The sequence below is a fragment of the Pseudomonas sp. TE3728 genome, assembly GCF_056279145.1.
Genome location: NZ_JBWBQT010000001.1, coordinates 1,375,895 through 1,400,757, shown reverse-complemented (window position 1 = coordinate 1,400,757; position 24,863 = coordinate 1,375,895). Strand labels below are relative to the sequence as shown.

20 protein-coding genes are annotated in these 24,863 nt (G+C 60.2%); 14 read left to right on the top strand and 6 right to left on the bottom strand.

All coding sequences use genetic code 11. The annotated features are described in order from the left end of the window. Window positions 1–6: 6 nt before the first annotated feature. From ACZ89R_RS05660 to pepN, 3 genes are read left to right on the top strand one after another with little or no spacing between them, the layout of a single operon-like run. Window positions 7–267, top strand: a complete 261-nt coding sequence (locus ACZ89R_RS05660) for a YeaC family protein (RefSeq protein WP_008074411.1) — start codon at window positions 7–9, stop codon at window positions 265–267. Then, window positions 264–1,094: a DUF2797 domain-containing protein gene (locus ACZ89R_RS05655; RefSeq protein ID WP_429376074.1), complete on the top strand. Its 831-nt coding sequence runs from the start codon at window positions 264–266 to the stop codon at window positions 1,092–1,094. Before ACZ89R_RS05660 ends, ACZ89R_RS05655 begins: the two co-directional genes overlap by 4 nt. Window positions 1,095–1,104: 10 nt before the next feature. Then, window positions 1,105–3,762, top strand: a complete 2,658-nt coding sequence (gene pepN, locus ACZ89R_RS05650) for an aminopeptidase N (RefSeq protein ID WP_429546420.1) — start codon at window positions 1,105–1,107, stop codon at window positions 3,760–3,762. Between the two features lie 145 nt (window positions 3,763–3,907). Here the strand turns inward: pepN and ACZ89R_RS05645 are convergent, their stop codons facing one another. The 4 genes from ACZ89R_RS05645 to ACZ89R_RS05630 form a co-directional block, all read right to left on the bottom strand. Next, complete coding sequence (locus tag ACZ89R_RS05645; protein WP_123495094.1) at window positions 3,908–4,306, bottom strand: putative zinc-binding protein; 399 nt, start codon at window positions 4,304–4,306, stop codon at window positions 3,908–3,910. Window positions 4,307–4,380: 74 nt separating this feature from the next. Next, complete coding sequence (locus tag ACZ89R_RS05640; protein ID WP_063340214.1) at window positions 4,381–5,055, bottom strand: Crp/Fnr family transcriptional regulator; 675 nt, start codon at window positions 5,053–5,055, stop codon at window positions 4,381–4,383. 86 nt (window positions 5,056–5,141) lie between these two features. Continuing rightward, window positions 5,142–5,789: a two-component system response regulator NarL gene (gene narL / locus ACZ89R_RS05635; protein WP_052964418.1), complete on the bottom strand. Its 648-nt coding sequence runs from the start codon at window positions 5,787–5,789 to the stop codon at window positions 5,142–5,144. After that, entirely contained in the window at window positions 5,786–7,588 is a 1,803-nt protein-coding gene (locus tag ACZ89R_RS05630) for a HAMP domain-containing protein (RefSeq protein ID WP_429546421.1), read from the bottom strand. Before ACZ89R_RS05630 ends, narL begins: the two co-directional genes overlap by 4 nt. A 303-nt stretch (window positions 7,589–7,891) precedes the next feature. Here ACZ89R_RS05630 and ACZ89R_RS05625 point away from each other — a divergent pair, with 303 nt between their 5' ends. The 11 genes from ACZ89R_RS05625 to ACZ89R_RS05575 all read left to right on the top strand — a co-directional run bounded on the left by ACZ89R_RS05625 (window position 7,892) and on the right by ACZ89R_RS05575 (window position 22,607). After that, entirely contained in the window at window positions 7,892–9,196 is a 1,305-nt protein-coding gene (locus ACZ89R_RS05625) for an MFS transporter (protein ID WP_218396241.1), read from the top strand. Continuing rightward, window positions 9,174–10,571, top strand: a complete 1,398-nt coding sequence (locus ACZ89R_RS05620) for a NarK family nitrate/nitrite MFS transporter (RefSeq protein ID WP_429546422.1) — start codon at window positions 9,174–9,176, stop codon at window positions 10,569–10,571. Before ACZ89R_RS05625 ends, ACZ89R_RS05620 begins: the two co-directional genes overlap by 23 nt. A 69-nt stretch (window positions 10,572–10,640) precedes the next feature. Continuing rightward, on the top strand, window positions 10,641–14,414 hold the full coding sequence (locus ACZ89R_RS05615) for a nitrate reductase subunit alpha (RefSeq protein ID WP_429546423.1): 3,774 nt from the start codon (window positions 10,641–10,643) through the stop codon (window positions 14,412–14,414). Between the two features lies 1 nt (window position 14,415). Further along, entirely contained in the window at window positions 14,416–15,954 is a 1,539-nt protein-coding gene (gene narH, locus ACZ89R_RS05610) for a nitrate reductase subunit beta (RefSeq protein ID WP_038982852.1), read from the top strand. 2 nt (window positions 15,955–15,956) lie between these two features. Next, complete coding sequence (narJ, locus tag ACZ89R_RS05605) at window positions 15,957–16,712, top strand: nitrate reductase molybdenum cofactor assembly chaperone (RefSeq protein ID WP_102614424.1); 756 nt, start codon at window positions 15,957–15,959, stop codon at window positions 16,710–16,712. After that, a complete protein-coding gene (gene narI / locus ACZ89R_RS05600; RefSeq protein WP_429546424.1) occupies window positions 16,705–17,385 on the top strand; it encodes a respiratory nitrate reductase subunit gamma in 681 nt (226 codons plus the stop codon). Before narJ ends, narI begins: the two co-directional genes overlap by 8 nt. Before the next feature lie 10 nt (window positions 17,386–17,395). Next, a complete protein-coding gene (locus ACZ89R_RS05595; protein ID WP_008067098.1) occupies window positions 17,396–18,355 on the top strand; it encodes a peptidylprolyl isomerase in 960 nt (319 codons plus the stop codon). A 25-nt stretch (window positions 18,356–18,380) separates the two neighbouring features. Further along, complete coding sequence (gene moaA, locus ACZ89R_RS05590; protein ID WP_429546425.1) at window positions 18,381–19,373, top strand: GTP 3',8-cyclase MoaA; 993 nt, start codon at window positions 18,381–18,383, stop codon at window positions 19,371–19,373. 326 nt (window positions 19,374–19,699) lie between these two features. Next, on the top strand, window positions 19,700–21,715 hold the full coding sequence (locus tag ACZ89R_RS05585; protein WP_429546426.1) for a ribonucleoside triphosphate reductase: 2,016 nt from the start codon (window positions 19,700–19,702) through the stop codon (window positions 21,713–21,715). Window positions 21,716–21,747: 32 nt separating this feature from the next. Further along, complete coding sequence (gene nrdD / locus ACZ89R_RS05580; RefSeq protein ID WP_017338867.1) at window positions 21,748–21,915, top strand: anaerobic ribonucleoside-triphosphate reductase; 168 nt, start codon at window positions 21,748–21,750, stop codon at window positions 21,913–21,915. Next, complete coding sequence (locus ACZ89R_RS05575) at window positions 21,912–22,607, top strand: anaerobic ribonucleoside-triphosphate reductase activating protein (protein ID WP_176466953.1); 696 nt, start codon at window positions 21,912–21,914, stop codon at window positions 22,605–22,607. Before nrdD ends, ACZ89R_RS05575 begins: the two co-directional genes overlap by 4 nt. Before the next feature lie 13 nt (window positions 22,608–22,620). On the opposite strand, the gene ACZ89R_RS05570 is transcribed toward ACZ89R_RS05575, so the two are convergent. Further along, a complete protein-coding gene (locus ACZ89R_RS05570; RefSeq protein WP_429546427.1) occupies window positions 22,621–24,000 on the bottom strand; it encodes a 4Fe-4S binding protein in 1,380 nt (459 codons plus the stop codon). Continuing rightward, window positions 23,988–24,842 (bottom strand): FTR1 family iron permease, encoded by an 855-nt coding sequence (locus ACZ89R_RS05565; RefSeq protein WP_429546428.1) that lies wholly within the window; start codon window positions 24,840–24,842, stop codon window positions 23,988–23,990. Before ACZ89R_RS05565 ends, ACZ89R_RS05570 begins: the two co-directional genes overlap by 13 nt. Window positions 24,843–24,863 lie beyond the last annotated feature (21 nt).

Genomic DNA, 24,863 nt, shown 5'->3' with positions numbered 1-24,863 from the left:
CCCTTGATGTCCTCTTTTAACGAAATGATCAAAAACATCACCCCGGATATCTACCAGAGCCTGAAACTGGCGGTGGAAATCGGCAAATGGTCCGACGGTGGCAAACTCACCGCCGAGCAGCGCGAACTGTCCCTGCAAGCGATGATCGCCTGGGAAATCCAGAACCTGCCCGAGGAAGAACGCACCGGCTACATGGGCCCGCAGGAATGCGAGTCGAAGTCGATTGAAGTGCCAAACATTCTGTTCAAATCGGATGCCGTCCATTGATCGAGATTGGCCGCGGTGCAATCAGCAAAATGTCGGCGCGCCTTGACGGGCCGAACGTTCAGTACGCTTTTCGTCTGGGCGACGCCGAGGTACCGGTCAATCCGTTGATCGGCACCACGGTGCGCCTGGAATACCTGGGAGCGATCCACTGCACCCATTGCGGACGCAAGACCAAAACCAGTTTCAGCCAGGGTTACTGCTACCCGTGCATGACCAAACTGGCCCAATGCGACCTCTGCATCATGAGCCCGGAGCGTTGCCACTACGACGCCGGCACCTGCCGTGAGCCTGCGTGGGGCGAAAAATTCTGCATGACCGATCATGTGGTGTATCTGGCCAATTCGTCGGGGATCAAGGTCGGCATCACCCGCGCCACGCAACTGCCCACTCGTTGGCTCGATCAGGGCGCCAGCCAGGCCTTGCCGATCATGCGCGTCGCGACCCGTCAGCAGTCAGGCTTCGTCGAAGACCTGTTCCGCAGCCAGGTAGCCGACAAGACCAACTGGCGTGCTTTACTCAAGGGCGATGCGGTATCGGTGGATCTGGCGCAGGTTCGCGATCAGCTGTTTGAAAGTTGTGCGCCAGGTTTGCAAGGTTTGCAGGAACGATTTGGCCTGCAAGCAATCCAGACCATTACCGATGTCGAACCGCTCGAGATCCGCTATCCGGTCGAGCAATACCCGGCCAAGATTGTCAGCTTCAACCTGGACAAGAACCCGATTGCCGAAGGCACGCTGCTGGGGATCAAGGGCCAGTACCTGATTTTCGACACCGGCGTGATCAATATTCGTAAATACACGGCTTACCAGCTCGCCGTGCATCAGTAAGGATTCCAGTATGCGCACCGAACAACCGAAGATGATCTACCTGAAGGACTATCAGGCGCCTGAGTACCTGATCGACGAGACGCACCTGACCTTCGAGTTGTTCGAGGACCACAGCCTGGTCCATGCGCAACTGGTGATGCGTCGCAATCCTGAACGTGGCCCGGGTCTGCCGCCGCTGGTGCTGGATGGCCAGCAACTCGATCTGCTGTCGGTGACGTTGGCCGATCGCGAACTGAGCGCCGCCGACTACCAACTGACCGAGAATCACCTGACCCTGCACCCGACCAGTACAAGCTTCACGGTCGACACCAGCGTCAGGATCCACCCGGAAACCAACACCGCCCTGGAAGGCTTGTACAAATCCGGCACCATGTTCTGCACCCAGTGTGAAGCCGAAGGTTTCCGCAAAATCACCTATTACCTCGACCGCCCGGACGTGATGAGCACGTTCACTACCACGGTGGTCGCCGAGCAGCACAGCTATCCGGTGCTGCTGTCCAACGGCAACCCGATTGCCTCAGGGCCCGGCGAAGACGGCCGGCACTGGGCGACCTGGGAAGACCCGTTCAAGAAGCCTGCCTACCTGTTCGCGCTGGTGGCCGGTGACCTGTGGTGCGTCGAAGACACCTTCACCACCATGACCGAGCGCTCCGTGGCGCTGCGCATCTATGTCGAGCCGGAAAACATCGACAAGTGCCAGCACGCGATGAACAGCCTGAAGAAGTCCATGCGCTGGGACGAAGAGGTTTACGGTCGAGAGTACGACCTGGACATCTTCATGATCGTCGCAGTCAACGACTTCAACATGGGCGCCATGGAAAACAAGGGCCTGAACATCTTCAACTCCAGCGCCGTGCTGGCCCGCGCTGAAACCGCCACCGACGCCGCACACCAGCGGGTCGAAGCGATCGTTGCCCACGAATACTTCCACAACTGGTCGGGCAACCGTGTGACCTGCCGCGACTGGTTCCAGCTGTCGCTCAAGGAAGGCTTCACCGTGTTCCGGGATTCGGAGTTCTCCGCCGACATGAACTCGGCCACGGTCAAACGCATCCAGGACGTTGCTTACCTGCGTACCCACCAGTTCGCCGAAGATGCCGGCCCCATGGCTCACGCCGTGCGCCCGGACAGCTTCATCGAGATTTCCAACTTCTATACCCTGACCGTGTACGAAAAGGGTTCGGAAGTGGTCGGCATGATCCACACCTTGCTGGGCGCCGACGGTTTCCGCAAAGGCAGCGACCTTTACTTCGAACGCCATGATGGCCAGGCCGTGACCTGCGACGACTTCATCAAAGCCATGGAAGACGCCAACGGCGTTGACCTGACTCAATTCAAGCGCTGGTACAGCCAGGCCGGCACCCCACGTTTGGTGGTGAGCGAGTCCTACGACGCCGCGGCAAAAACCTACAGCCTGACCTTCCGCCAGAGCTGCCCGGAAACCCCGGACAAGGTGGAAAAACTGCCGTTCGTGATTCCGGTGGAACTGGGCCTGCTGGACAGCAAGGGCGGCGAAATGGCCCTGCGTCTTGCCGGTGAAACCAGTGCTCAAGGCACTTCGCGGGTTATTTCGGTGACTGAAGCCGAGCAGACCTTCACCTTCGTCGACATTGCGCAAAAGCCGCTGCCTTCGTTGCTGCGCGGCTTCTCGGCACCGGTGAAACTGAGTTTTCCGTACGATCGCGATCAGTTGATGTTCCTGATGCAGCACGACAGCGACGGCTTCAACCGCTGGGATGCCGGTCAGCAATTGTCGGTGCAGGTCCTGCAAGAGTTGATCGAACAGCAACAGAAGGGCGAGGCGCTGGTGCTGGATCAGCGTTTGGTTGCAGCGCTGCGTACCGTGCTGTCCGATGAGACACTGGATCAGGCGATGGTCGCCGAAATGCTTTCGCTGCCGGGCGAGGCGTATCTGACCGAGATCAGTGAAGTGGCTGACGTAGACGCCATCCACACGGCCCGCGAGTTTGCCCGCAAGCAATTGGCTGAAGGTTTGTTCGAGGCGTTGTGGCTGCGTTATCAGGCCAATCGCGATCTCTCGAAGAAAACGCCGTATGTGGCCGAGGCCGAGCATTTCGCCCGCCGCGCGCTGCAAAACATTGCGCTGTCGTACCTGATGCTCAGCGGCAAGCCGGAAGTGTTGGCGGCAACCCTCGAACAGTTCGACACCAGCGACAACATGACCGAGCGTCTGACGGCGTTGGCGGTGTTGGTCAATTCGCCATTCGAAGAGCAGAAAGCCACGGCGTTGGCGACCTTCGCCGAACACTTCAAGGACAATCCGCTGGTCATGGATCAGTGGTTCAGCGTTCAGGCCGGCAGCCCATTGCCGGGTGGTCTGGAGCGGGTCAAAGCCTTGATGCAACACCCGGCGTTCACGATCAAGAACCCGAACAAGGTGCGGGCACTGATCGGCGCGTTTGCCGGGCAGAACCTGATCAACTTCCACGCGGCTGACGGTTCCGGGTATCGCTTCCTGGCGGATCTGGTGATCGAGTTGAACGGGTTTAACCCGCAGATCGCCTCTCGCCAACTGGCGCCGCTGACTCGCTGGCGCAAATACGACGACGCTCGTCAGGCGTTGATGAAAGGCGAGCTGGAGCGGATTCGCGCTTCGGGGCAACTGTCCAGCGATGTGTTTGAGGTGGTTAGCAAAAGCCTGGCCTGAGTTTGGCCTTGCTCCCGCAGGGTTCACTCGGATCCCTGTGGGAGCTGGCTTGCCCGCGAAGGCGGACTTACATTCAACATTGATGTCGACTGACAGGGCCTCTTCGCGAGCAGGCTCGCTCCCACATTTGGATTTTCGTTGGCCCTCAGGCCATCGTTTTCTGCCGGCTTTCATGCTGGCGAGCATCACTGGCAATCAACTGCCTGATCCCTTCAAACAACTCATCACTCTGCGCCTGCGTGCAATCCTCACCATGGCGTTTACGCAGCCCGTAATGGCTGAGAATCAGATGCACATCAGCATGCAGCCCATGTTGCTTGAGGCAGTTTTCAACACATTGCAACGGGCAACCATCCAGCGCGAAGATCCGCCGCCCCGAGCGTGCCTTGTTGACCAGCGCCGCCACATGCCCGCCGACACCAACGATGCAGGACATTTCAGCCAGGCCACTGCGGTCCAGGCGCACGGCCAGGGTATTGGCCAGTTGGGCGACATTGGAGCAACCTGAGCAGGAGTAAACCAAAGGCAGGGTTGAACGGGGCATTTGCACTCTCCGTGGATGGACGCTGCCAGTGTGCAAGGCGCTTGGCATTGCGCCTTGATGGCGGTCAATTCCGACTACTGGAAAGCCGCCAGCTCCTCTTCAGCGAGGATGCTGATATGGCGACGCTCCATGGCGATCAGGCCGCACTCCACCAGACGATGCAAAATCCGCGAGAAGGTTTCCGGCTGAATCCCCAGCTTCGACGCCACCAGGCGTTTGGACACCTGCAAGACAATCTGGCCGGTAACCGGGTGGCGTTCCTGGAACAGAAAATTGATCACCCGACGAGTCGCACTGGCCATGGTCAAGGTATCGATGTCGCGCAGACGCAGGTGCAGGTGAACGCTCATGCTCGCGAGGATCGCCAGACAGACTTTCGGCTGATCCTCCAGGGCGTTGCGGTAATGGTTGCCCTCGATACTGACCAGCACGCTGTCCTTCAGCGCGGTGGCGCTCACCGGGTAGAGTCGGGCCTGGCTGAACAGCAAGGCTTCGGCAAAGGTCTGGCCGGGCTGGATGATCTCCACCAGGTTTTCCTGGCCTTCGCCGGTGAGCCGGTACAACTTGACCTGGCCGCTGACCAGCAGGAAAAAACGCCTGGCCGGATCCCCTTGGTGCATGAGCGTGCTGTGACAACTCAGGCGCTTGAGCATGGCCAGGCTGCAGACTTCCTCGAAGACTTTCTCCGGCAGTTGGCTGAACAGATGATGACGGCGCAACGTTAAAACGATGGAAGGGTGGGTCAGCATGGCGTACCTCCGCTGACCGTCATAGTAGAGAGCGCAGGCCAATTGACCTATGCCTCTGCAGGCCTACCTCCAAGGAGGGATGCCCGTCAGCCTGCACTGCGCAGATGCTCCATGGCCCACACTGCCGCCTCCACCCGCGAGCGCAAGCCGAGTTTGTGCAGCAGGTTTTTCACGTGGACCTTGACCGTCCCTTCGGTGATGCCCAGCTTGTGCCCGATGACCTTGTTGCTGAAGCCGCTGGCGATGGTTTTCAACACCTGACGCTCACGCTCGGTCAGTTCCACCACGGCCTGGCGCGGCGGCGAGCGCAGCGCCTGGGCCATGACTTGGGTCAGCCCCGGGCTGATGACCAAGGCGCCGTTCAAGGCATCGCGGATGTACTGGATCAACAGTTCCGGTTCCATGTCCTTGAGCAGATAACCGTCGGCATCCAGGCGCAGTGCATCGCGAATATCGTCTTCGGCGTCCGACACGGTGAACAGCAGCACTTTGCCGGTGTAGTGCATCGCCCGTAATCGGCGCAGGGTTTCGATGCCATTCATTTGCGGCATGTTGTTGTCGAGCAAGACCAGATCCGGTCGAAGCGGCTCAATCAGACCGAGTGCTTCTTCACCCTGGCTGGCTTCGCCGACGATCAGGAAATCATCTTCGAGTTCGAGCATCTGGCGAATGCCGTGACGCATCATCGGGTGGTCGTCTACCAGCAGAATTCTGTGTTGCGGGGACGGGGTCATAGGGTGCTGCCTTCTGTTTGCTGCCCGAGAAATTCCGGGTGGAATTCCAGTTGGACACGGGTGCCTTGGGGTTCCCTGGAAAGGATCTGCAGCTGGCCGTGCAAGCTGCGAGCCCGCTCATCCATGATGTTCAGGCCGTGGTGTTCGCGTTGGTCGACGTTGCCGCTGAAGCCGCGACCGTCGTCTTCGACCGACAATCTGACTGTCTCGCCATCTTGGCGCAGTTGCAGCCAGGCGTTTTGCGCATGGGCGTGGCGCAAGCAGTTGGAGAGCGCCTCACGGGTGATCTGCAGAATGTGGATCTGTTCGCTGGCCGATAGCTGAAAGGCCAGGGTGTCGACGTGCAGGTGCACCTGGAATTCCCCGCGCCGGGAAAACTCCTCGGCGGTGTCCTTGAGTTCCTGCACCAGTCCCGCGTCGTGAATCTGTAAACGAAAAGTCGTCAGCAACTCGCGTAACTGGCGATAGGCATTGTTCAGTCCCTCGCGCAATTCGGCGGTGACGGTTTCCAGGGTCTGGACCGGTTCGCCCCGGCGCATCAGGGTCTGCATGCGGCTGACTTGCAGCTTCATGTAGGACAGGGCCTGTGCCAGTGAATCGTGCAGCTCGCGGGCGATGATCGTGCGTTCTTCGAGCAGCAGCAGGCGATGATCTTGTTCCCGTTGGCGCTTGAGCGAGAGCGAGGTGCCGATCAGGTTGGCCAGGGCCTGGATCAGTTGGGTTTCCCAGGCTTGCATGGGGTGCCCGTCGACAAAGTGCGCCTTGAGCTCACCCAGCTCACTGCCCTGGTTGCTGATGCTGAAGGCTTGCGGATTGGCTTTGTGGTGCTTCTGGCAAGTGGCGCAGTCGCTGCTGGCGCAGACTTCGCGGATGTTCGCGCCGTGCAGGGCCAGTAACTGTTGGGCCGGTGCCTGCAGTTGGCCTTGCAGACACAGCGACAGGCGCAAGCCGGGCAGGCGTTGCTGGAAACGTCGAATCAACTCATCCAGGCCTTCGGCATTAGCCAGACGTGTGGCCAGGCTTCGGCTGCTTTGATACAGCAGCTCCAGGGCGGCATTGGCTTGTTGCAGGTTCAGGGTTTTTTGCCGGACCTGACTTTCCAGGGTGCGATGCGACTCTTCGATCGTCTCGGCCATGGTATTGAAACTCGTGGCCAACTGGCCCAGTTCATCCTGGGACTGATGGTTGACCCGCACCTTGAAGTCGCCGCGACGAAAACGCTGGGTGGCGTCCACCAACTCCTTGAGGGGCGTGACGACACCGTACTGCAACTCGTACAACCCGATCAGCAGGACAATCATGGTAGTGAACAAGGCCAGGCCCTGGATCGCCTGTTGCCAGCCCTGCTTTTGTTCGCTTTGACGCTGCAACAGGTTGACGAACTGGTTCAGTTGTTCAACGAAGGGCAGTGCCTGGACCTGAAAATAGGCGGCATCGCCGCGCAGCAGTGCCGGGAGTAAATCCTCGTTCCATTGTTGCTGGATTTGCCTATAGCTGACTTGCAGGGCGGCGGTGGGGCCATCTTCCAGCACGGCCTTGAGTGACTGGCCGGTGAGACGGGTTTGCAGGCTGTCGGTGATGGCGGCGATTTCTGAGGGCGTTGCACCCGCGGCCAGTTTCCAGCTCAGGTGATAAGTCTCCATGCGCACCGAGCCTGCGGTGTTGATGGCGGCGGCATCGCCCTGGCTGAACCAGGCGATCAGCCCGGCGCTCAGCGAACTGGCGAGCGCCAGCACGGCGATCAGGATCACCGCCAGCCCGGCGCGAGCGGGCAGGGAGCTGCGCAACCAGCGCATCACCGGCGCAGGTCCCGGAAGACATCAGGAAAACAGAGCATGTGCAGCACCAGAGTAGGTTTTGCCGCCGATCCCAGGCGCGCTACCTCTAAAGAGTTGTCGACAGTTCCTTGTCAGCAAAAGCGTGGGTTAAAACTCTTAATGGACTGATAAATAAAGGGTTTTAAGGCTTTTCAGGACTACCTCCTTAGAGGTAGACCGCATAAGCATAGGCCTATGCCCCCATGGGCTTCGTTGACATGGGTCAAGTTTTTGCGGGGTTGGCCTCTCTAGTCTGCCGCCATGGCTAACTGACTGGAGAGCATTGTGAACCCACCGCGTGTACGACAAGGCTTGGTGCTGGGCATGAGCACGCTGGCCTTCACTGTGTGCTTTATGGTCTGGATGATGTTTGCCGTGCTCGGGGTGCCGATCAAGGACCTTCTCCAGCTCAACGAAACCCAGTTCGGCCTGCTGGCCGCGACCCCGGTGCTGACCGGCTCGTTGGTGCGTTTGCCGCTGGGTTTGCTGACCGACCGTTTTGGCGGGCGCAGCGTGTTCTTCCTGCTGATGCTGAGCTGCGTCGCGCCGCTGTACCTGATCAGCCACGCCACCGCCTATTGGCAGTTCCTGGTGCTGGGCTTGTTCGTCGGCCTGGCCGGCGGCTCGTTCTCGGTCGGGATTGCCTACGTCGCCAAATGGTTCGACAAGGAGAATCAAGGCTTCGCCATGGGCATCTTCGGCGCCGGTAACGCCGGGGCTGCGGTGACCAAGTTTCTCGCCCCGGCACTGATCGCTGCCGGCAGCTGGCAACTGGTGCCGAAAGTCTTCAGCGCGATCCTCTTTATTACCGCGCTGCTGTTCTGGTTTCTCAGTGCCGAAAACAAGGACCACCGCAGTGCATCCGGCGCTACCTTGCGTGAGCAACTGCGCTCGTTGAAAGACCCTGCGGTGTGGCGCTACTGCCAGTACTACTCGATCGTCTTCGGTGGCTACGTCGCCCTGGCCCTATGGATGACCAAGTACTACGTGCAGGAATACGGTTTCAGCCTGCAAAGCGCGGCGCTGCTGGCGGCCTGTTTTTCCCTGCCCGGTGGCGTGCTGCGCGCCGTCGGCGGCTGGATGTCAGATCGCTGGGGGGCGCAAAGCGTGACCTGGTGGGTGTTGTGGGTCAGCTGGATCTGCCTGTTCCTGCTCTCGTATCCCCAGACCCAACTGCAAGTGCAGACCATCGACGGCCCGGTGGATTTCCATATCGGCCTGAGCCCCGCGCTGTTCACCGTGCTGCTGTTCGTCATGGGCATCGCCTTCGCGTTCGGCAAGGCCTCGGTTTTCAAATACATCGCCAATGACTACCCGAAAAACATGGGTGCGGTGTCCGGCATCGTCGGCCTCGCCGGTGGCCTGGGTGGTTTCGTGCTGCCGATTCTGTTCGGCGCCCTGGTGGACCTCACCGGCGTGCGCTCTTCCTGCTTCATGTTGATGTACGGCGTGGTCTGGGTCTCCCTCACCTGGATGTACTTCAGCGAAATACGCAAAAGCCCGGTGCTGGGTAAGGCGCCGCTGCTGACCCCGTCCCCGATTTCCAGCATTGCCCTAGGAGAAGAACATGTCCGTTCTGCAAAAGCCTGACAAAGGCCCGCTCATCCATGACTGGCGCCCCGAGGACCCCGCGTTCTGGGGAAGTAGCGGCAAACAGACCGCCACGCGCAACTTGTGGATTTCCATTCCTGCGCTGTTGTTGGCCTTCGCGGTGTGGATGGTCTGGAGCACGGTGATTGTGCGTTTGAATGCCATCGGCTTCACCTTCACCACTGACCAGCTGTTCTGGCTGGCGGCGTTGCCGGGGCTGTCCGGCGCGACCTTGCGCGTCTTCTATTCCTTTATGGTGCCGATCTTCGGTGGCCGTCGCTGGACCGCCCTGAGCACCGCGTCGCTGTTGCTGCCATCGATCTGGATGGGCTTCGCCGTGCAGGACCCGAGCACCTCCTACAGCGTGTTCGTGTTGATTGCCTTGCTCTGCGGTTTTGGTGGCGGCAACTTTGCCTCGAGCATGTCCAACATCAGCTTCTTCTATCCCAAGTCGCAGCAGGGCACAGCCCTGGGCCTCAATGCCGGGTTGGGTAACCTGGGCGTTTCGGTGATGCAGTTCTGTGTGCCGCTGGTGATTACCTTCGGTGTGTTCGGCTTCATGGGCGGTTCGCCGCAAGCACTGCCGGATGGCGGTCAGTTGTGGCTGCAGAACGCCGGGTTCATCTGGGTGCCTTTTATTGTCCTGGTGACGGTGCTGGCCTGGTTCGGCATGAATGACCTGTCCAGTGCCCGCGCTTCGTTCAGCGAACAGGCGGTGATCTTCAAGCGCAAGCACAACTGGCTGATGTGCTGGTTGTACCTGGCGACCTTCGGTTCATTCATCGGTTTCTCCGCCGCGTTTCCGCTGCTGATCAAAACCTCGTTCCCTGACGTGATTGCCTTGAAATTCGCCTTCCTCGGCCCGTTGGTCGGCGCGCTGGTTCGTCCATTGGGCGGCTGGCTGGCGGACAAGCTCGGTGGCGCGAAAGTGACCTTGTGGAACTTCGTGGCGATGATCGCGATGGTCTTCGGGGTGATGCACTTCCTGCCGCAGAACGATACCGGCGGCAACTTCTACGGCTTCCTCGGCCTGTTCATGCTTCTGTTCATCACCACTGGCGTCGGCAACGGCTCCACCTTCCGGATGATCCCGGTGATCTTCCGCACTCAACACGAAAAAGCCTCGGCCGGAAAACCGCCAGCCGTACGCGAACAAGCGCTCAAGGATGCCGGTAAAGAATCGGCCGCCGTCCTGGGCTTCAGTTCGGCCATGGGCGCCTTCGGTGCGTTCTTCATTCCCAAATCCTTCGGCTCTTCGATGGCCCTGACCGGCGGCCCGGAGATGGCCTTCTACATGTTCGTCGGCTTTTACCTGAGCTGCATCGTGGTGACCTGGTGGTGGTACGCGCGCAAAGGCGCCGCGACACCCTGCTGAGACGACCCGAATTCAACCATTGCGTGGGCGGGGCACAGACTCCGCGACAAAGCCTGAGAGGACTACACCGTGAGTCATTTACTGGATCAATTGCGGTTTTTCAACCGTAAGCAAAACGAGTTTTCCGACGGTCATGGAGAGACCCGCAAAGAGTCTCGCGACTGGGAGAACGTCTACCGTTCGCGCTGGCAGTACGACAAGATCGTGCGCTCCACCCACGGGGTGAACTGCACCGGCTCCTGCTCGTGGAAAATCTACGTCAAGAACGGCCTGATCACCTGGGAAACCCAGCAGACCGACTACCCGCGTACCCGTAACGACCTGCCGAACCATGAGCCCCGTGGCTGCCCCCGTGGTGCCAGTTACAGCTGGTACATCTACAGCGCCAACCGGCTCAAGTACCCGAAAATCCGCAAGCCGTTGCTCAAGCTCTGGCGCGATGCGCGGCAGACCATGGCGCCGGTGGAAGCCTGGGCCAGCATCGTCGAGGACAAGGCCAAGGCTGACTCCTATAAAAGCAAGCGCGGCATGGGTGGCTTCATTCGTTCCAACTGGGAAGAAGTCAACGAGATCATCGCGGCGGCCAACGTCTACACCATCAAGCAATACGGCCCGGACCGGATCGTCGGCTTCTCGCCGATCCCTGCCATGTCGATGGTCAGCTACGCCGCAGGCTCGCGTTACCTGTCGCTGATCGGCGGTGCCTGCCTGAGTTTCTACGACTGGTACTGCGACTTGCCACCGGCCTCGCCGATGGTCTGGGGCGAGCAGACCGACGTGCCGGAATCGGCCGACTGGTACAACTCCAACTACATCATTGCCTGGGGCTCCAACGTCCCGCAGACCCGCACCCCGGACGCGCACTTCTTCACCGAAGTCCGCTACAAGGGCACCAAGACCGTCGCGATCACTCCGGACTACTCGGAAGTCGCCAAGCTTACCGACCTGTGGCTGAACCCTAAACAAGGCACCGATGCGGCGCTGGCGCAGGCGTTCAACCATGTGATCTTCAAAGAATTCCACCTGGACAAACCGAGCGCCTATTTCACTGACTACGCCAAGCGCTTCACTGATTTGCCGGTGCTGGTGCTGCTCAAACAAATGGTCGACAAGGCACCGGGCGCCGGTTACCAGCCGGACCGCTTCCTGCGCGCCAGCGACCTGACCGACAACCTCGGCCAGGAAAACAACCCGGAATGGAAAACCATCGCGCTGGATGTCAGTGGCGAACTGGTTTCCCCTCAAGGCTCCATCGGCTATCGCTGGGGCGAGAAGGGCAAGTGGAACATCCTGCCCCGTGAAGGCGGCGAAGGCCGTGAGATCGATCTGAAGCTGAGCCTGATCGGCGATGACGTCGCCGAAGTGGCGTTCCCATATTTTGCCGGCGAATCCCACGAGCACTTCCAGCACGTGGCCGGCGATGCCGTGCAATACCGCCGCGTGCCGGTGCATAACGTGGTGCTGGCGGACGGCAGCGTGGCCAAGGTCGCCACCGTGTTCGATCTATCGGCGGCCAACCTGGCCATTGATCGCGGCCTCGGGGGCGCTAACGTGGCCAAGGATTACAACGACGCCTCGGTGCCCGGCACCCCGGCGTGGCAAGAGCAGATCACCGGCGTCAGCCGCGAGAAAGCCATCCAGATCGCCCGTGAGTTCGCCGACAACGCCGACAAGACCAAGGGCCGTTCGATGATCATCGTCGGCGCGGCGATGAACCACTGGTACCACATGGACATGAACTACCGCGGGCTGATCAATATGCTCATGCTCTGCGGGTGTGTCGGCCAGACCGGTGGCGGTTGGGCGCACTACGTTGGCCAGGAAAAACTCCGTCCGCAATGCGGCTGGCTGCCCCTGGCGTTCGGCCTGGACTGGAACCGTCCGCCTCGCCAAATGAACGGCACCAGCTTCTTCTACGCCCACAGTTCGCAATGGCGCCACGAGAAGATGAGCATGCACGACGTGCTCTCGCCATTGGCCGATAAATCGCAATTCCCTGAGCATGCGCTGGACTACAACATCCGCGCCGAACGCGCCGGCTGGTTGCCCAGCGCACCGCAACTCAACACTAACCCTTTGCACATTTGCCGCGACGCCGCTGCGGCCGGCATGGACCCCAAAGACTACGTGGTCAAGTCGCTGCAGGACGGTTCGCTGCGCTTCTCCTGCGAACAGCCGGACAGCCCGGTCAACTTCCCGCGCAACATGTTCATCTGGCGTTCCAACTTGCTGGGCTCCTCAGGCAAGGGCCACGAGTACATGCTCAAGTACCTGCTCGGCACCAAAAACGGGGTGATGAACGAAGACATCGGCCAGGTCGGCGATTGCAAACCCGAAGAAGCCGAATGGGTGGACGAGGGCGCCATCGGCAAGCTCGATCTGGTCACCACGCTGGACTTCCGCATGTCCTCGACCTGCGTCTATTCCGACATCGTCTTGCCGACCGCGACCTGGTACGAAAAAGACGACATGAACACCTCGGACATGCACCCGTTCATTCACCCGTTGTCGGCTGCCATCGACCCGGCGTGGGAATCGCGTTCCGACTGGGAAATCTACAAAGGCATCGCCAAGGCGTTTTCCAGCATGGCGGTCGGGCATCTGGGCGTGGAGAAAGACCTGGTGACCATCCCGCTGATGCACGACAGCGTCGGCGAACTGGCCCAGCCGTTTGGCGGCACCGACTGGAAAAGCGACGGCGTGGCACCGGAGCCGGGCAAGAACGCGCCGAACCTGCACGTGGTGGAGCGTGACTACCCGAACATCTACAAACAGTTCTCGTCCCTCGGGCCATTGCTGGAGAAAAACGGCAACGGCGGTAAAGGCATCAACTGGAATACCGAAGACGAAGTGAAATTCCTCGGTGAACTCAATCACAAAGAAGGCGACGCCGGCATCAGTCACGGCCGTCCGAAAATCGATACGGCGATCGATGCTGCTGAAGTGATTCTGTCGCTGGCACCGGAAACCAACGGCCAAGTCGCCGTCAAGGCCTGGGCCGCGCTGTCGGAATTCACCGGCATCGACCACAGCCACCTGGCGCTGTCCAAGGCCCACGAGGCGATTCGTTTCCGCGACATTCAGGCGCAGCCGCGCAAGATCATTTCCAGCCCGACCTGGTCGGGACTCGAAGACGATCACGTCAGCTACAACGCCGGTTACACCAACGTTCACGAAGGGATCCCATGGCGAACCATCACCGGTCGCCAGCAGTTCTACCAGGATCACCCGTGGATGCAGGCGTTCGGCGAGCAACTGATGAGTTATCGCCCGCCCGTCAACACCCGCACCATCGAAGGGGTGAAAGGCAAGCGCAGTAACGGCCATAAGGAAATCGTCCTGAACTGGATCACCCCGCACCAGAAGTGGGGCATCCACAGCACCTACAGCGACAACCTGCTGATGCTCACCCTCAGCCGTGGCGGGCCGATTGTCTGGCTCTCGGAGAACGACGCGAAAAGCGCCGGCATCGAGGACAACGACTGGATCGAATGCTTCAACGTCAACGGTGCACTGACCGCCCGGGCGGTGGTCAGCCAGCGCGTCAAGGACGGCATGGTGATGATGTATCACGCACAGGAACGGATCGTGAACGTGCCCGGTTCGGAAACCACCAAGACCCGTGGCGGCCACCACAACTCGGTCACCCGCGTGGTGCTCAAACCGACCCACATGATCGGCGGCTATGCCCAGCAGGCCTACGGTTTCAACTATTACGGCACGGTCGGTTGTAACCGCGACGAATTCGTCGTGGTGCGCAAAATGTCCAAAGTCGACTGGCTCGATGGTTCAAGTGGCGATGACCTGCCACGTCCGCTGCCGACCGATATCGAGGAGAACTGAGATGAAGATTCGCTCACAAATCGGCATGGTTCTGAACCTGGACAAGTGCATCGGTTGCCACACCTGTTCGATCACCTGCAAAAACGTCTGGACCAGCCGTGAAGGCATGGAATACGCCTGGTTCAACAACGTCGAATCGAAACCCGGGATCGGCTACCCGAAAGAATGGGAAAACCAGGACAAGTGGAAGGGCGGCTGGATCCGCAACGCCAACGGCACGATCAACCCGCGCATCGGCGGTAAATTCCGCGTATTGGCGAACATTTTTGCCAACCCGGACCTGCCGAGCCTCGACGATTACTACGAACCGTTCGACTTCGATTACCAGCACCTGCACACCGCGCCGCTGGGCGAGCATCAGCCCACTGCGCGTCCGCGCTCGCTGATCTCCGGCAAGCGCATGGAAAAAATCGAATGGGGCCCGAACTGGGAAGAGATCCTCGGTACCGAATTCGCCAAGCGTCGCAAGGACAAGAACTTCGACAAGATCCAGGCGGACATTTACGGCGAATACGAAAACACCTTCATGATGTATTTGCCGCGCCTGTGCGAGCACTGCCTCAACCCGACGTGCGCAGCGTCGTGCCCGAGCGGGGCGATCTACAAGCGTGAAGAAGACGGGATTGTCCTGATCGACCAGGAGAAATGCCGTGGCTGGCGGATGTGCATCAGCGGCTGCCCGTACAAGAAGATCTATTTCAACTGGAAGAGCGGCAAGTCCGAGAAGTGCATCTTCTGCTACCCGCGGATCGAAGCCGGGATGCCGACCGTTTGTGCGGAAACCTGCGTCGGGCGCATCCGTTACCTCGGGGTGCTGCTGTATGACGCCGATCGCATCAGCGAAGTGGCGAGCACCGCCAATGAGCAGGACCTGTACGAGAAACAACTGGAGATCTTCCTCGACCCGAATGACCCAGCGGTGATTCGTCAGGCCCTGGCCGATGGCGTACCGCAGTCGGTGATCGATTCAGCCCAACGTTCGCCGGTCTACAAAATGGCCGTGGACTGGAAACTCGCACTGCCGCTGCACCCGGAATACCGCACCTTGCCGATGGTTTGGTACGTGCCGCCGCTGTCGCCGATCCAGAACGCCGCCACTGCCGGCACCGTCGGTATGAACGGGGTGATCCCGGACGTCGACAGCCTGCGTATTCCACTGAAGTACCTGGCCAACCTGCTGACGGCGGGCGATGAAAAACCGGTCAAGCGTGCGCTTAAACGCTTGCTGGCGATGCGCGCCTACAAACGTTCCGAGCAAGTCGACGGGGTTCAGGACCTGCAAGTGTTGAAGGACGTCGGCCTGAGCGTGGCCCAGGTCGAGGAGATGTATCGCTACCTGGCGATCGCCAACTATGAAGACCGCTTTGTGGTACCGAGCGCGCACCGTGAAGACGCCATGAGTGACGCCTTTGCCGAACGCTCCGGTTGCGGCTTCAGTTTCGGCAGCGGCTGCAGCGGTAGCTCCGACACCAACATGTTCGGTGCGAAGAAAGCCAACCGCCGCGACATCCTGAAAACCGTCCAGTTGTGGGAGGAATGAGCATGCAAATTCTCAAAGTGATTTCGCTGCTGCTCGATTACCCGACCGAGACGCTGATTGGCGGTCGCGACGAACTAGAGAAAGCGATCATCCAGTCACGGGAAATTAGCCCTAAACAGCGCGGCGCGTTGTTCGAATTGCTCGAACTGATCTGCGCCAATGACCTGATGGATGGGCAGGAGCACTACGGTGCGCTGTTCGGCCGGGGTCGTTCGCTGTCGTTGCTGTTGTTTGAACATGTGCACGGCGAGTCCCGCGACCGTGGCCAGGCGATGGTCGACATGATGGCGCAATACGAAGAAGCCGGTTTTGCCATCGGCGTCAAAGAGCTGCCGGACTATATCCCGCTGTACCTGGAGTTCTTGTCCACCCGCGAAGACATCGAGGCCCGCGAGGGCCTGGCGGATGTTTCGCACTTGCTGGCCTTGCTCGCCGCACGTCTGGAAGAGCGTGAAAGCGCCTATGCCAGTTGCTTCCGGGCGCTGCTGCAAATCGCCGGGGCCGAACCGCATCAGGCGGTGGCCGACCTGCGGGCGCAGGTGGCGGCGGAACCGCGCGACGACTCCCTAGAAGCACTCGACAAGATCTGGGAAGAGGAGGCCGTGGACTTCCTCCAGGCCGAACAGCAGGACCGTTGCAGTTCACTGCCTAGCGCACCGGGCAAGGCTCGGGAAGAAAGCGCAGTGCCGTTGCACTGGGTGGATTTTCAGCATGAAGGGTTGGCCGCCGCGCCAGCCAAGGAGGTCGGTAATGTCTAAATGGAATCTGTTGTTATTCGGGATCTATCCCTACGTCGCTTTGGCCATTTGCCTGATTGGCAGCTGGGCACGCTTCGACCTGTCGCAATACAGCTGGAAGGCAGGTTCGAGCCAGATGCTCAATCAGCGCGGGATGCGCGTGGCGAGCAACCTCTTTCACGTCGGTGTGTTGTTCGTGCTGGCCGGGCACTTCGTTGGCCTGCTGACGCCAGCGTCGGTCTATCACCACGTGATAAGCACCGAGAACAAGCAGTTACTGGCCATGGTGTCTGGCGGGTTCTTTGGCCTGCTGTGCTTGATCGGCTTGCTGATGCTGGTCAATCGGCGGCTCACCGATCCTCGGGTACGCGCCACCTCCAGCCCTTCAGACATCCTGATTCTGCTGGTGCTGCTGGCGCAGTTACTGCTGGGGCTGCTGACGATTTCGGCGTCCACCGCACATATGGACGGCTCGGTGATGGTGATGCTCGCCGATTGGGCGCAGAACACCGTGCTGTTGCGGCCGATGGAAGCGGCGGCGGCCATCGCGCCGGTCGGGCTGACTTACAAGCTGCACGTGTTTCTCGGTTTGACCTTGTTTGTGCTGTTCCCCTTCACCCGTCTCGTACACATGATCAGCGCACCGATCTGGTACCTGGGGCGTCGTTATCAAATCGTTCGTCAGAAGTACTGAGGAGACAATCATGTCAGGTGGATGTGGATGTGGTGGTGGTAACGGCGGCAGCGGTGGCTGTGGGTCTTCCAAAAAAGCCGAGGACGTTCTCGACATCGCGCCGGTCGCAGAGGCGCAGTTTGAAGCTCTCCCGGTTGAGCCGGCGGCTGCCGATGACGCCCCGGCGCAGTTGATCGCCAGCAGCGAACAGGAGTGGCCGATCATCAGCGTCAACGAGGTGTCGATCACACCAGAAGCTATGGCCCAGGAGCTGCAATATCACCCGGCCGAAAGCCGCGAAGAAGCGGTGTACCTGGCCGCCCGGGCGCTGGTGATCCGCGAGTTGTTGCAGCAGCGCATTGCCGAACTCGGCGTGTCGATGGAAATTGGCGCTGGCGAGAACGAAGAAGAAGCGGCGACGCGCTTGTTGCTCGAACGCGAGGTTCACGTGCCGCAATGCGATGAGGAAACCAGCCTGCGTTACTACGAAAACAATCGCGGGCGCTTTCACAGCGCACCGTTGCTGGCGGTTCGGCACATCCTCCTCGAGTGTGCGCCGGATGATGTTGAGGCACGCGCCGTTGCCCATGATCAGGCGGAAGTTCTGCTGCAACGTCTGGAAGATTTTCCCGGCAGTTTCGCCGAGCTGGCCGTGAAGTATTCGGCCTGCCCGTCGAAGGCCCAGGGCGGTTCCCTGGGGCAGATCAGCAAGGGCCAGACCGTGCCCGAACTGGAGCGTCAGCTGTTCACGCTGGCGCCGGGCCTGGCCAGCAAACCGCTGGAAAGTCGCTACGGCTGGCATGTGGTCAGTGTCGATCAGCGGATCGAAGGTATGCCGTTGCCCTATGAAGTGGTGTCGACGGCTATTCGCACGCAGTTGCAGCAAGGCGTCTGGCAAAAAGCGCTGGTGCAGTACCTGCAAACCCTGATCGGTGCGGCGGATATTCGCGGCATCCACTTGCAGGGTGCCGACTCACCGCTGGTGCAGTGAGCATCGAGGCAAACCGGGAGATGTGATGAACGCTGTAATGCAGGATGGCTTTGGACGGCAGATCGATTATCTGCGGATGTCGGTGACGGACCGGTGTGATTTTCGCTGTGTGTATTGCATGGCGAAAAACATGACCTTCCTGCCGCGTCAGCAGGTGCTCACGCTGGAAGAGTTGCAGCGTCTGGCAACGCTGTTCGTCGGGTTGGGCGTACGCAAAATCCGCCTGACCGGCGGCGAGCCGCTGATTCGTCCGGGCATTGTCGAACTGTGCCGCAACATCGCCGCGCTGCCCGGTTTGCGCGAACTGGTGATGACCAGCAACGGCTCGCAACTGAGCCGCCTGGCCCGGCCATTGGTGGAGGCGGGGGTCAAGCGGATGAACATCAGCCTCGATAGCCTGGACGGGCAGAAATTTCGGGCGATCACCCGCATCGGCGATCTCGATCAGGTGCTCAACGGCATCGAAGCGGCGCGGGACGCGGGGTTTGAGCGGATCAAACTCAACTGCGTGGTGATGAAAGGGCGCAACTTCGATGAAGTCCCGGCGTTGGTGCAATACGCCATCGATCAGCGCATCGATATCAGTTTCATCGAAGAAATGCCCTTGGGCGACGTCGGGCGTTCCCGGGGCGAATCGTTTTGTTCCAGCGACGAAGTGCGGGCGCTGATCGCCAGCCAGCATCGGTTACTCGACAGCACTGAAAACAGCGGCGGACCTGCGCGCTACGTGCGCCTGGAACGCCATCCCGATACCCGGATCGGTTTCATTTCGCCCAACAGTCACAACTTCTGTGGCAGCTGTAATCGGGTGCGGATGACGGTTGAAGGGAAGCTGTTGCTTTGTCTGGGGCAGGACGACGCGCTGGATTTAAGAGGATTGCTGCGGCGTTATCCGCTGGATGACCAGCCCGTGATCAACGCCGTGCAGAAGGCCTTGCGCGGCAAGCCATTGCGCCACGATTTCAGTCCCGAAGGGGAGGTGCAGATTGTGCGGTTCATGAACATGAGTGGGGGTTGAGCTGATCTATTAAGGAAAGAGTTTGCCAAACACAATACTTGTGGCGAGGGAGCTTGCTCCCGCTGGGTTGCGAAGCAACCTAAATGAGGCACCACGATTATCCAGACAAATTGAGTGTGCAGGATTACGACCGCTTCGCGGCCGAGCGGGAGCAAGCTCCCTCGCCACAGTGTTCGCACCGGATTTCCCTTCACCGCCTCCGGGCGGTTTTTTTCACCGCCAAATCTTGATATCGATCAATTGCAGATCAGTCCTTTGTCCGTAGTCTTCACTGCATGTTGTGTTTGTTTGTATATAAACATCTATATGTAGTATCTGGAGGCCGAATGCAGAGCACGCTGATCTCAGTAGGATGTAACCGCTTGCACAAGCGCGATGGCAGTCTGGTCGCCTTCGATGCCGACAAAATCCGTCAGGCATTGATCGCTGCCGGCAAGGCAACCGGGGAGTACACCGAGGTTGAGGTTGAAGGTTTGCTTCAGGCGGTACTCGCTCGGCTGGACGGACTGCCAAGGCTGCATGTCGAGCAGATCCAGGATCGTGTCGAACGGGTGTTGATGGACGCCGGTTTCTTCTTCGCCATGCGGGCCTACATCGTCTACCGCGAACAACACGGGCGTTTGCGTCGGGACCGCCGGACCATGGTCGAAGTGGCGACCTCGATGAACGAGTACCTGGACCGTGAAGACTGGCGGGTTCAGGCCAATGCCAATCAGGGCTATTCACTGGGTGGGCTGGTGTTGAACGTGTCGGGCAAGGTCACTGCCAACTACTGGCTGGACGAGGTGTACAGCGAGGCCATCGGCCAGGCCCACCGCGAGGCGGACTTGCATGTGCACGACCTGGACATGCTCGCCGGTTACTGCGCCGGGTGGTCGCTGCGCACCCTGTTGCACGAAGGGCTCAACGGTGTGCCGGGGCGTGTTGAAGCCGGTCCGCCGAAGCACTTGAGCAGCGCTTTGGGGCAGATGGTGAATTTCCTCGGCACCCTGCAAAACGAATGGGCCGGTGCTCAGGCATTCAGCTCCTTCGACACCTACCTGGCGCCTTATGTGCGCAAGGACCAGCTGAGTTATCAAGAGGTGCGCCAGGCGATCCAGGAGTTCATCTACAACCTCAACGTGCCGTCGCGTTGGGGCACCCAGACGCCGTTCACCAACCTGACTTTCGACTGGGTGTGTCCGCAGGATTTACGCGAGCAGATTCCCATCATCGGCGGGGAGGAAATGCCGTTTGCCTATGGCGACCTGCAGGTCGAAATGGACCTGCTCAACCGCGCCTACATCGAAGTAATGCAGGCCGGCGATGCGAAAGGGCGAGTGTTCACCTTTCCGATCCCGACCTACAACATCACCCATGATTTTCCGTGGGACAGTGAAAACGCCGACCGTCTGTTCGAGATGACCGCGCGTTACGGCCTGCCGTACTTCCAGAACTTCCTCAATTCGGATCTGCAGCCCAATCAAGTGCGTTCGATGTGCTGCCGGTTGCAGCTGGATGTGCGCGAGTTGCTCAAGCGTGGCGGCGGTTTGTTTGGTTCGGCGGAACAGACCGGGTCGCTCGGCGTGGTGACCATCAACTGCGCCCGTCTGGGTTATGTGTTCAAGGGCAACACCAGTGGTTTGTTGCAGCGACTGGACACGCTGATGGAGCTGGCGATGGAGAGTCTGGAGGTCAAGCGCAAAGTCATTCAGCATCACATGGACGCCGGTTTGTACCCGTACACCAAGCGTTACCTGGGCACCTTACGCAACCATTTTTCCACCATCGGCCTCAACGGCTTGCATGAAATGCTGCGCAATTTCAGCGGCGACGAGGAGGGCATGCACACCGAACAGGGCCGCAAGTTTGCCCTGAACATGCTCGATCATGTACGCGCCACGCTGCTGCGTTTCCAGGAGGAAACCGGTCATCTCTACAACCTGGAAGCGACACCGGCAGAAGGCACCACGTACCGCTTCGCCAAGGAAGACCTCAAGCGCTATCCCGACATTCTCCAGGCCGGCAGTGTGCAGGCGCCGTATTACACCAACTCCTCGCAACTGCCCGTGGGCTACACCGAAGACCCCTTCGAGGCGCTGGAACTTCAAGACGAACTGCAATGCAAATACACCGGCGGCACGGTCCTGCACCTGTACATGGCCGAGCGGATTTCATCGACCCAGGCCTGTAAGCAACTGGTGCGAAAAGCCCTTGGCCGCTTCCGCCTGCCGTACCTGACCGTGACCCCGACGTTCTCCATCTGCCCGGTGCACGGCTACCTCGATGGCGAGCATGAGTTCTGCCCCAAGTGCGACGAAGCACTGCTGCTGCAAGAGCAGAAGCTCGGCACCGTTCACTGATTTCGATCCACTCAACCGCAAGGAGCTTCATCATGACTGCATCGCAAACACTGCCCCAGGCTCAACGTCAACGCTGCGAAGTCTGGACCCGGGTGATGGGCTATCACCGTCCCGTGTCGGCGTTCAATCCGGGTAAACAGTCGGAGCACCGCGAGCGGGTGCACTTCACTGAAAGCGCGGCACTGGCCGGGCGCCAATGAGTCGAATGCTTCGGGTCGGGGGCATGGTGCCCCTGACCACTATCGACTATCCGGGACAGCTCGCCTGCGTGCTGTTTTGCCAGGGTTGCGCCTGGCGTTGTCGTTATTGTCATAACCCGCAGCTGATTCCCCCTCGTGGCAGTGAGGAAGTGGATTGGCGGCGGGTGTTGGCATTTCTGCAACGTCGTCAGGACCTGCTTGATGCCGTGGTGTTCAGCGGTGGTGAGCCAACCTTGCAGGATGGTTTGCTCGGCGCCATGGATGAAGTGCGGGACATGGGATTTCGCATCGGCTTGCACAGCGCCGGCATCAAGCCTGCTGCATTTGCCAAGGCATTGACCGGAGCGGATTGGGTCGGTTTCGATGTCAAGGCGTTGCCCGAGGATTGCCAGGCCATCACCCGGGTCGAGGGCAGCGGGACCGCCAACTGGCGCAGCCTCGAGCATCTGCTGGCCAGTGGTGTCGATTACGAATGTCGCACCACCGTGCATTGGCATCTGTTCGAGCCGGCGCGTCTGCTGATTCTGGCCAAACGCTTGAATGCGCTCGGCGTCAAACGCTTTGCCGTGCAACTGGTTCGCACCGAACGGATGTTCGATCCGCTGCTGCCAAGCGTGTCGGCTCAAGCATTGCTGCCAGAGTTGTGGGAGGCCATGCGCGAGTTGTTTCCAGCCTTCGTGTTGCGGGGGTAACGGGGCTGGGAACTCAAGCCCAGCCCCAGAATTGCAACCACCAGCCAAATCCCACCATGCCTTCGGCCAGGAGCAGGCAAGCGATGGCGGACCCGCGTCGTACCTGGGAAAGACCTTCGCGACTCAGCCGTTTCCAACCCAGTAGCAGGCTCCAGCCCATCGCGGCCAATAACAGACAGGCCCTGGCCGGTTGTACCCACTCCAGCAGCAGACCTTCATAACGCAGTAATTTGACGGTGGTGGCCGACAGCCCGAGAAACAGGCCGGCACCCCCCAGAGGCGTGAGTGTCAGCGCCAGGGGCCAATACAGTGTGCGATCTCTCGCCAGTCGGGCCGTCAGACGCAGAAGCAGCATCAACGCCGTGCCGAGCACAATCGAACTCAAGCTCAGGTAAGCGACGATGCTGAAACCGTCGAGCCAGCTGAAGCTGTCGTTGAGCTGCGGGTAATGGGTGAGCAGCCACCAGGGAGCGTTGTCCTGCAGGGCCCAGAGTTGGTCGTGTTCGACCAGCCACTGAGCCAAGTGTTGTTTGAGAGCGACAAACCATGGGCTGACCGTCCACTGAAACGCGCCCATGGCCAAGCCGATCACGCCGAACAGCAGCAAGCGTGTATCCCAAGGGGACAGCGTCTGTGCCGTCGCGTGAAGAATCTCCTGATTGCTGGAGCGGGCGATCAGTTGAACGGCCCCGCGCTGCCCGCTGCAGCGTCCGCAGGCGTGGCAATCACTGGCGCCTTGCAGGCGGCGGATATCGAGCAGGGGTGCGCAGTTGGGCGGCGGCAGGCGCGGTGCGGCATTTTCTAGCCAGCGTTGTTCATCGACCTGAAAGTGCACAGGGGCCAGCCGGGCGAGTAGGGCGAAAACGCCGCTGACCGGGCACAGGTAACGGCACCAGACTCGCTTGCCCCGGGCGAACAACAACCCGACGATGACCGCTGCGACGGTCGAACCGCCCAGAATCAACAGCGCGGCCTGGGCGTAGTCATAGACGCTGATCAACTGGCCGTAGAGGGTCGTCAGGCAGAACGCCAAGGTTGGCCAGCCGCCCCAGCGCAACCAGCGCGGCACACCCAGGCCTTTACCGTAATGGCTGGCCCATTCGCTGAGCGAACCTTCCGGACACAAAACGCCACACCAGAGTCGGCCGAAGAACACCATCGACAGCAACACGAACGGCCACCAGATCCCCCAGAATAGAAACTGCGCGAGCAAGGTCAGGTTGTCGAGTATCCGTGCCTGGCTGTCTGGCAGGGGCAACAGCGCCGGGGTCACCAACAGCACCGCGTAAAACACTACAACAGCCCACTGCACCGCACGGATGACGGGTGCATGGCGACGCATCCCGTCGCCCAGACGCTGGAGCCATCGATTGCGTCGGCTCAGGTCGGGCATGGCAGGTTTTCCGCAGTCCGTTGCCGTAGCCAGCCGCCGACGGCCAGCCAATAACCGATCCACACCAACAAGGTCAGGCCACTGGGGCTTGCCCGATAACCGGCGAACCCGGCAAGAAAACCACCCAATCCGTGGCTGTCGTTCAGCAACGTGCTGCTGTCCCAAAGCGCTTCGCCAACGAGGCTGTAAACCACGTCCGGCAAATCCAGGGCGAGCAGTTGGCCGCCGATTCGTTCGGTCCCGCTGACCAGCAACGCTGCGCCGAGCATGAGCAGGATAACTTCGCTGATGGCAAAGAATCGCTGCCATGAAATGAATCGGCGACTGCTGTGCAGCAGCGTGATGGTCAGCGCCGACAGCACCAGTCCCAACACGCCGCCGACGGCAAACAAACCGAGCTGCGGACCGCGCAACCGGGCGCCGGCGCCATAGAGAAAAACCACCGTTTCGCTGCCTTCACGGCTGATTGCGAGCATGGCCAGCAGTAATAGACCTGCGCCCCCTTGTCGAGCCAGGTGGCTATCGGCGTGTCGTCGCAAATCGTGGTTGAAGGTGCGTCCGTGGCGATGCATCCAGCCCACCATCTGCACCATCAACAAACTTGCAACCAGTGCGAGTGCGGCCTGGAACCATTCGCTGGCCGACCCGCTCATGGCCTCACCGGCAAACAGAATCAACACCGCCAGCAGGCCCGAGAGCATCAACCCCAGCACCACACCCGCCCAGAGGAATTTGACCAGACGATTACGTTGGCCTTGCTGGCTGGCCCAGGCCTGGAGAATACCGATCACCAGCAACGCCTCGACGCTTTCGCGCCAGACGATGAACATTGATTGATTCATGGAAGCTCCGTGCGCTAACAG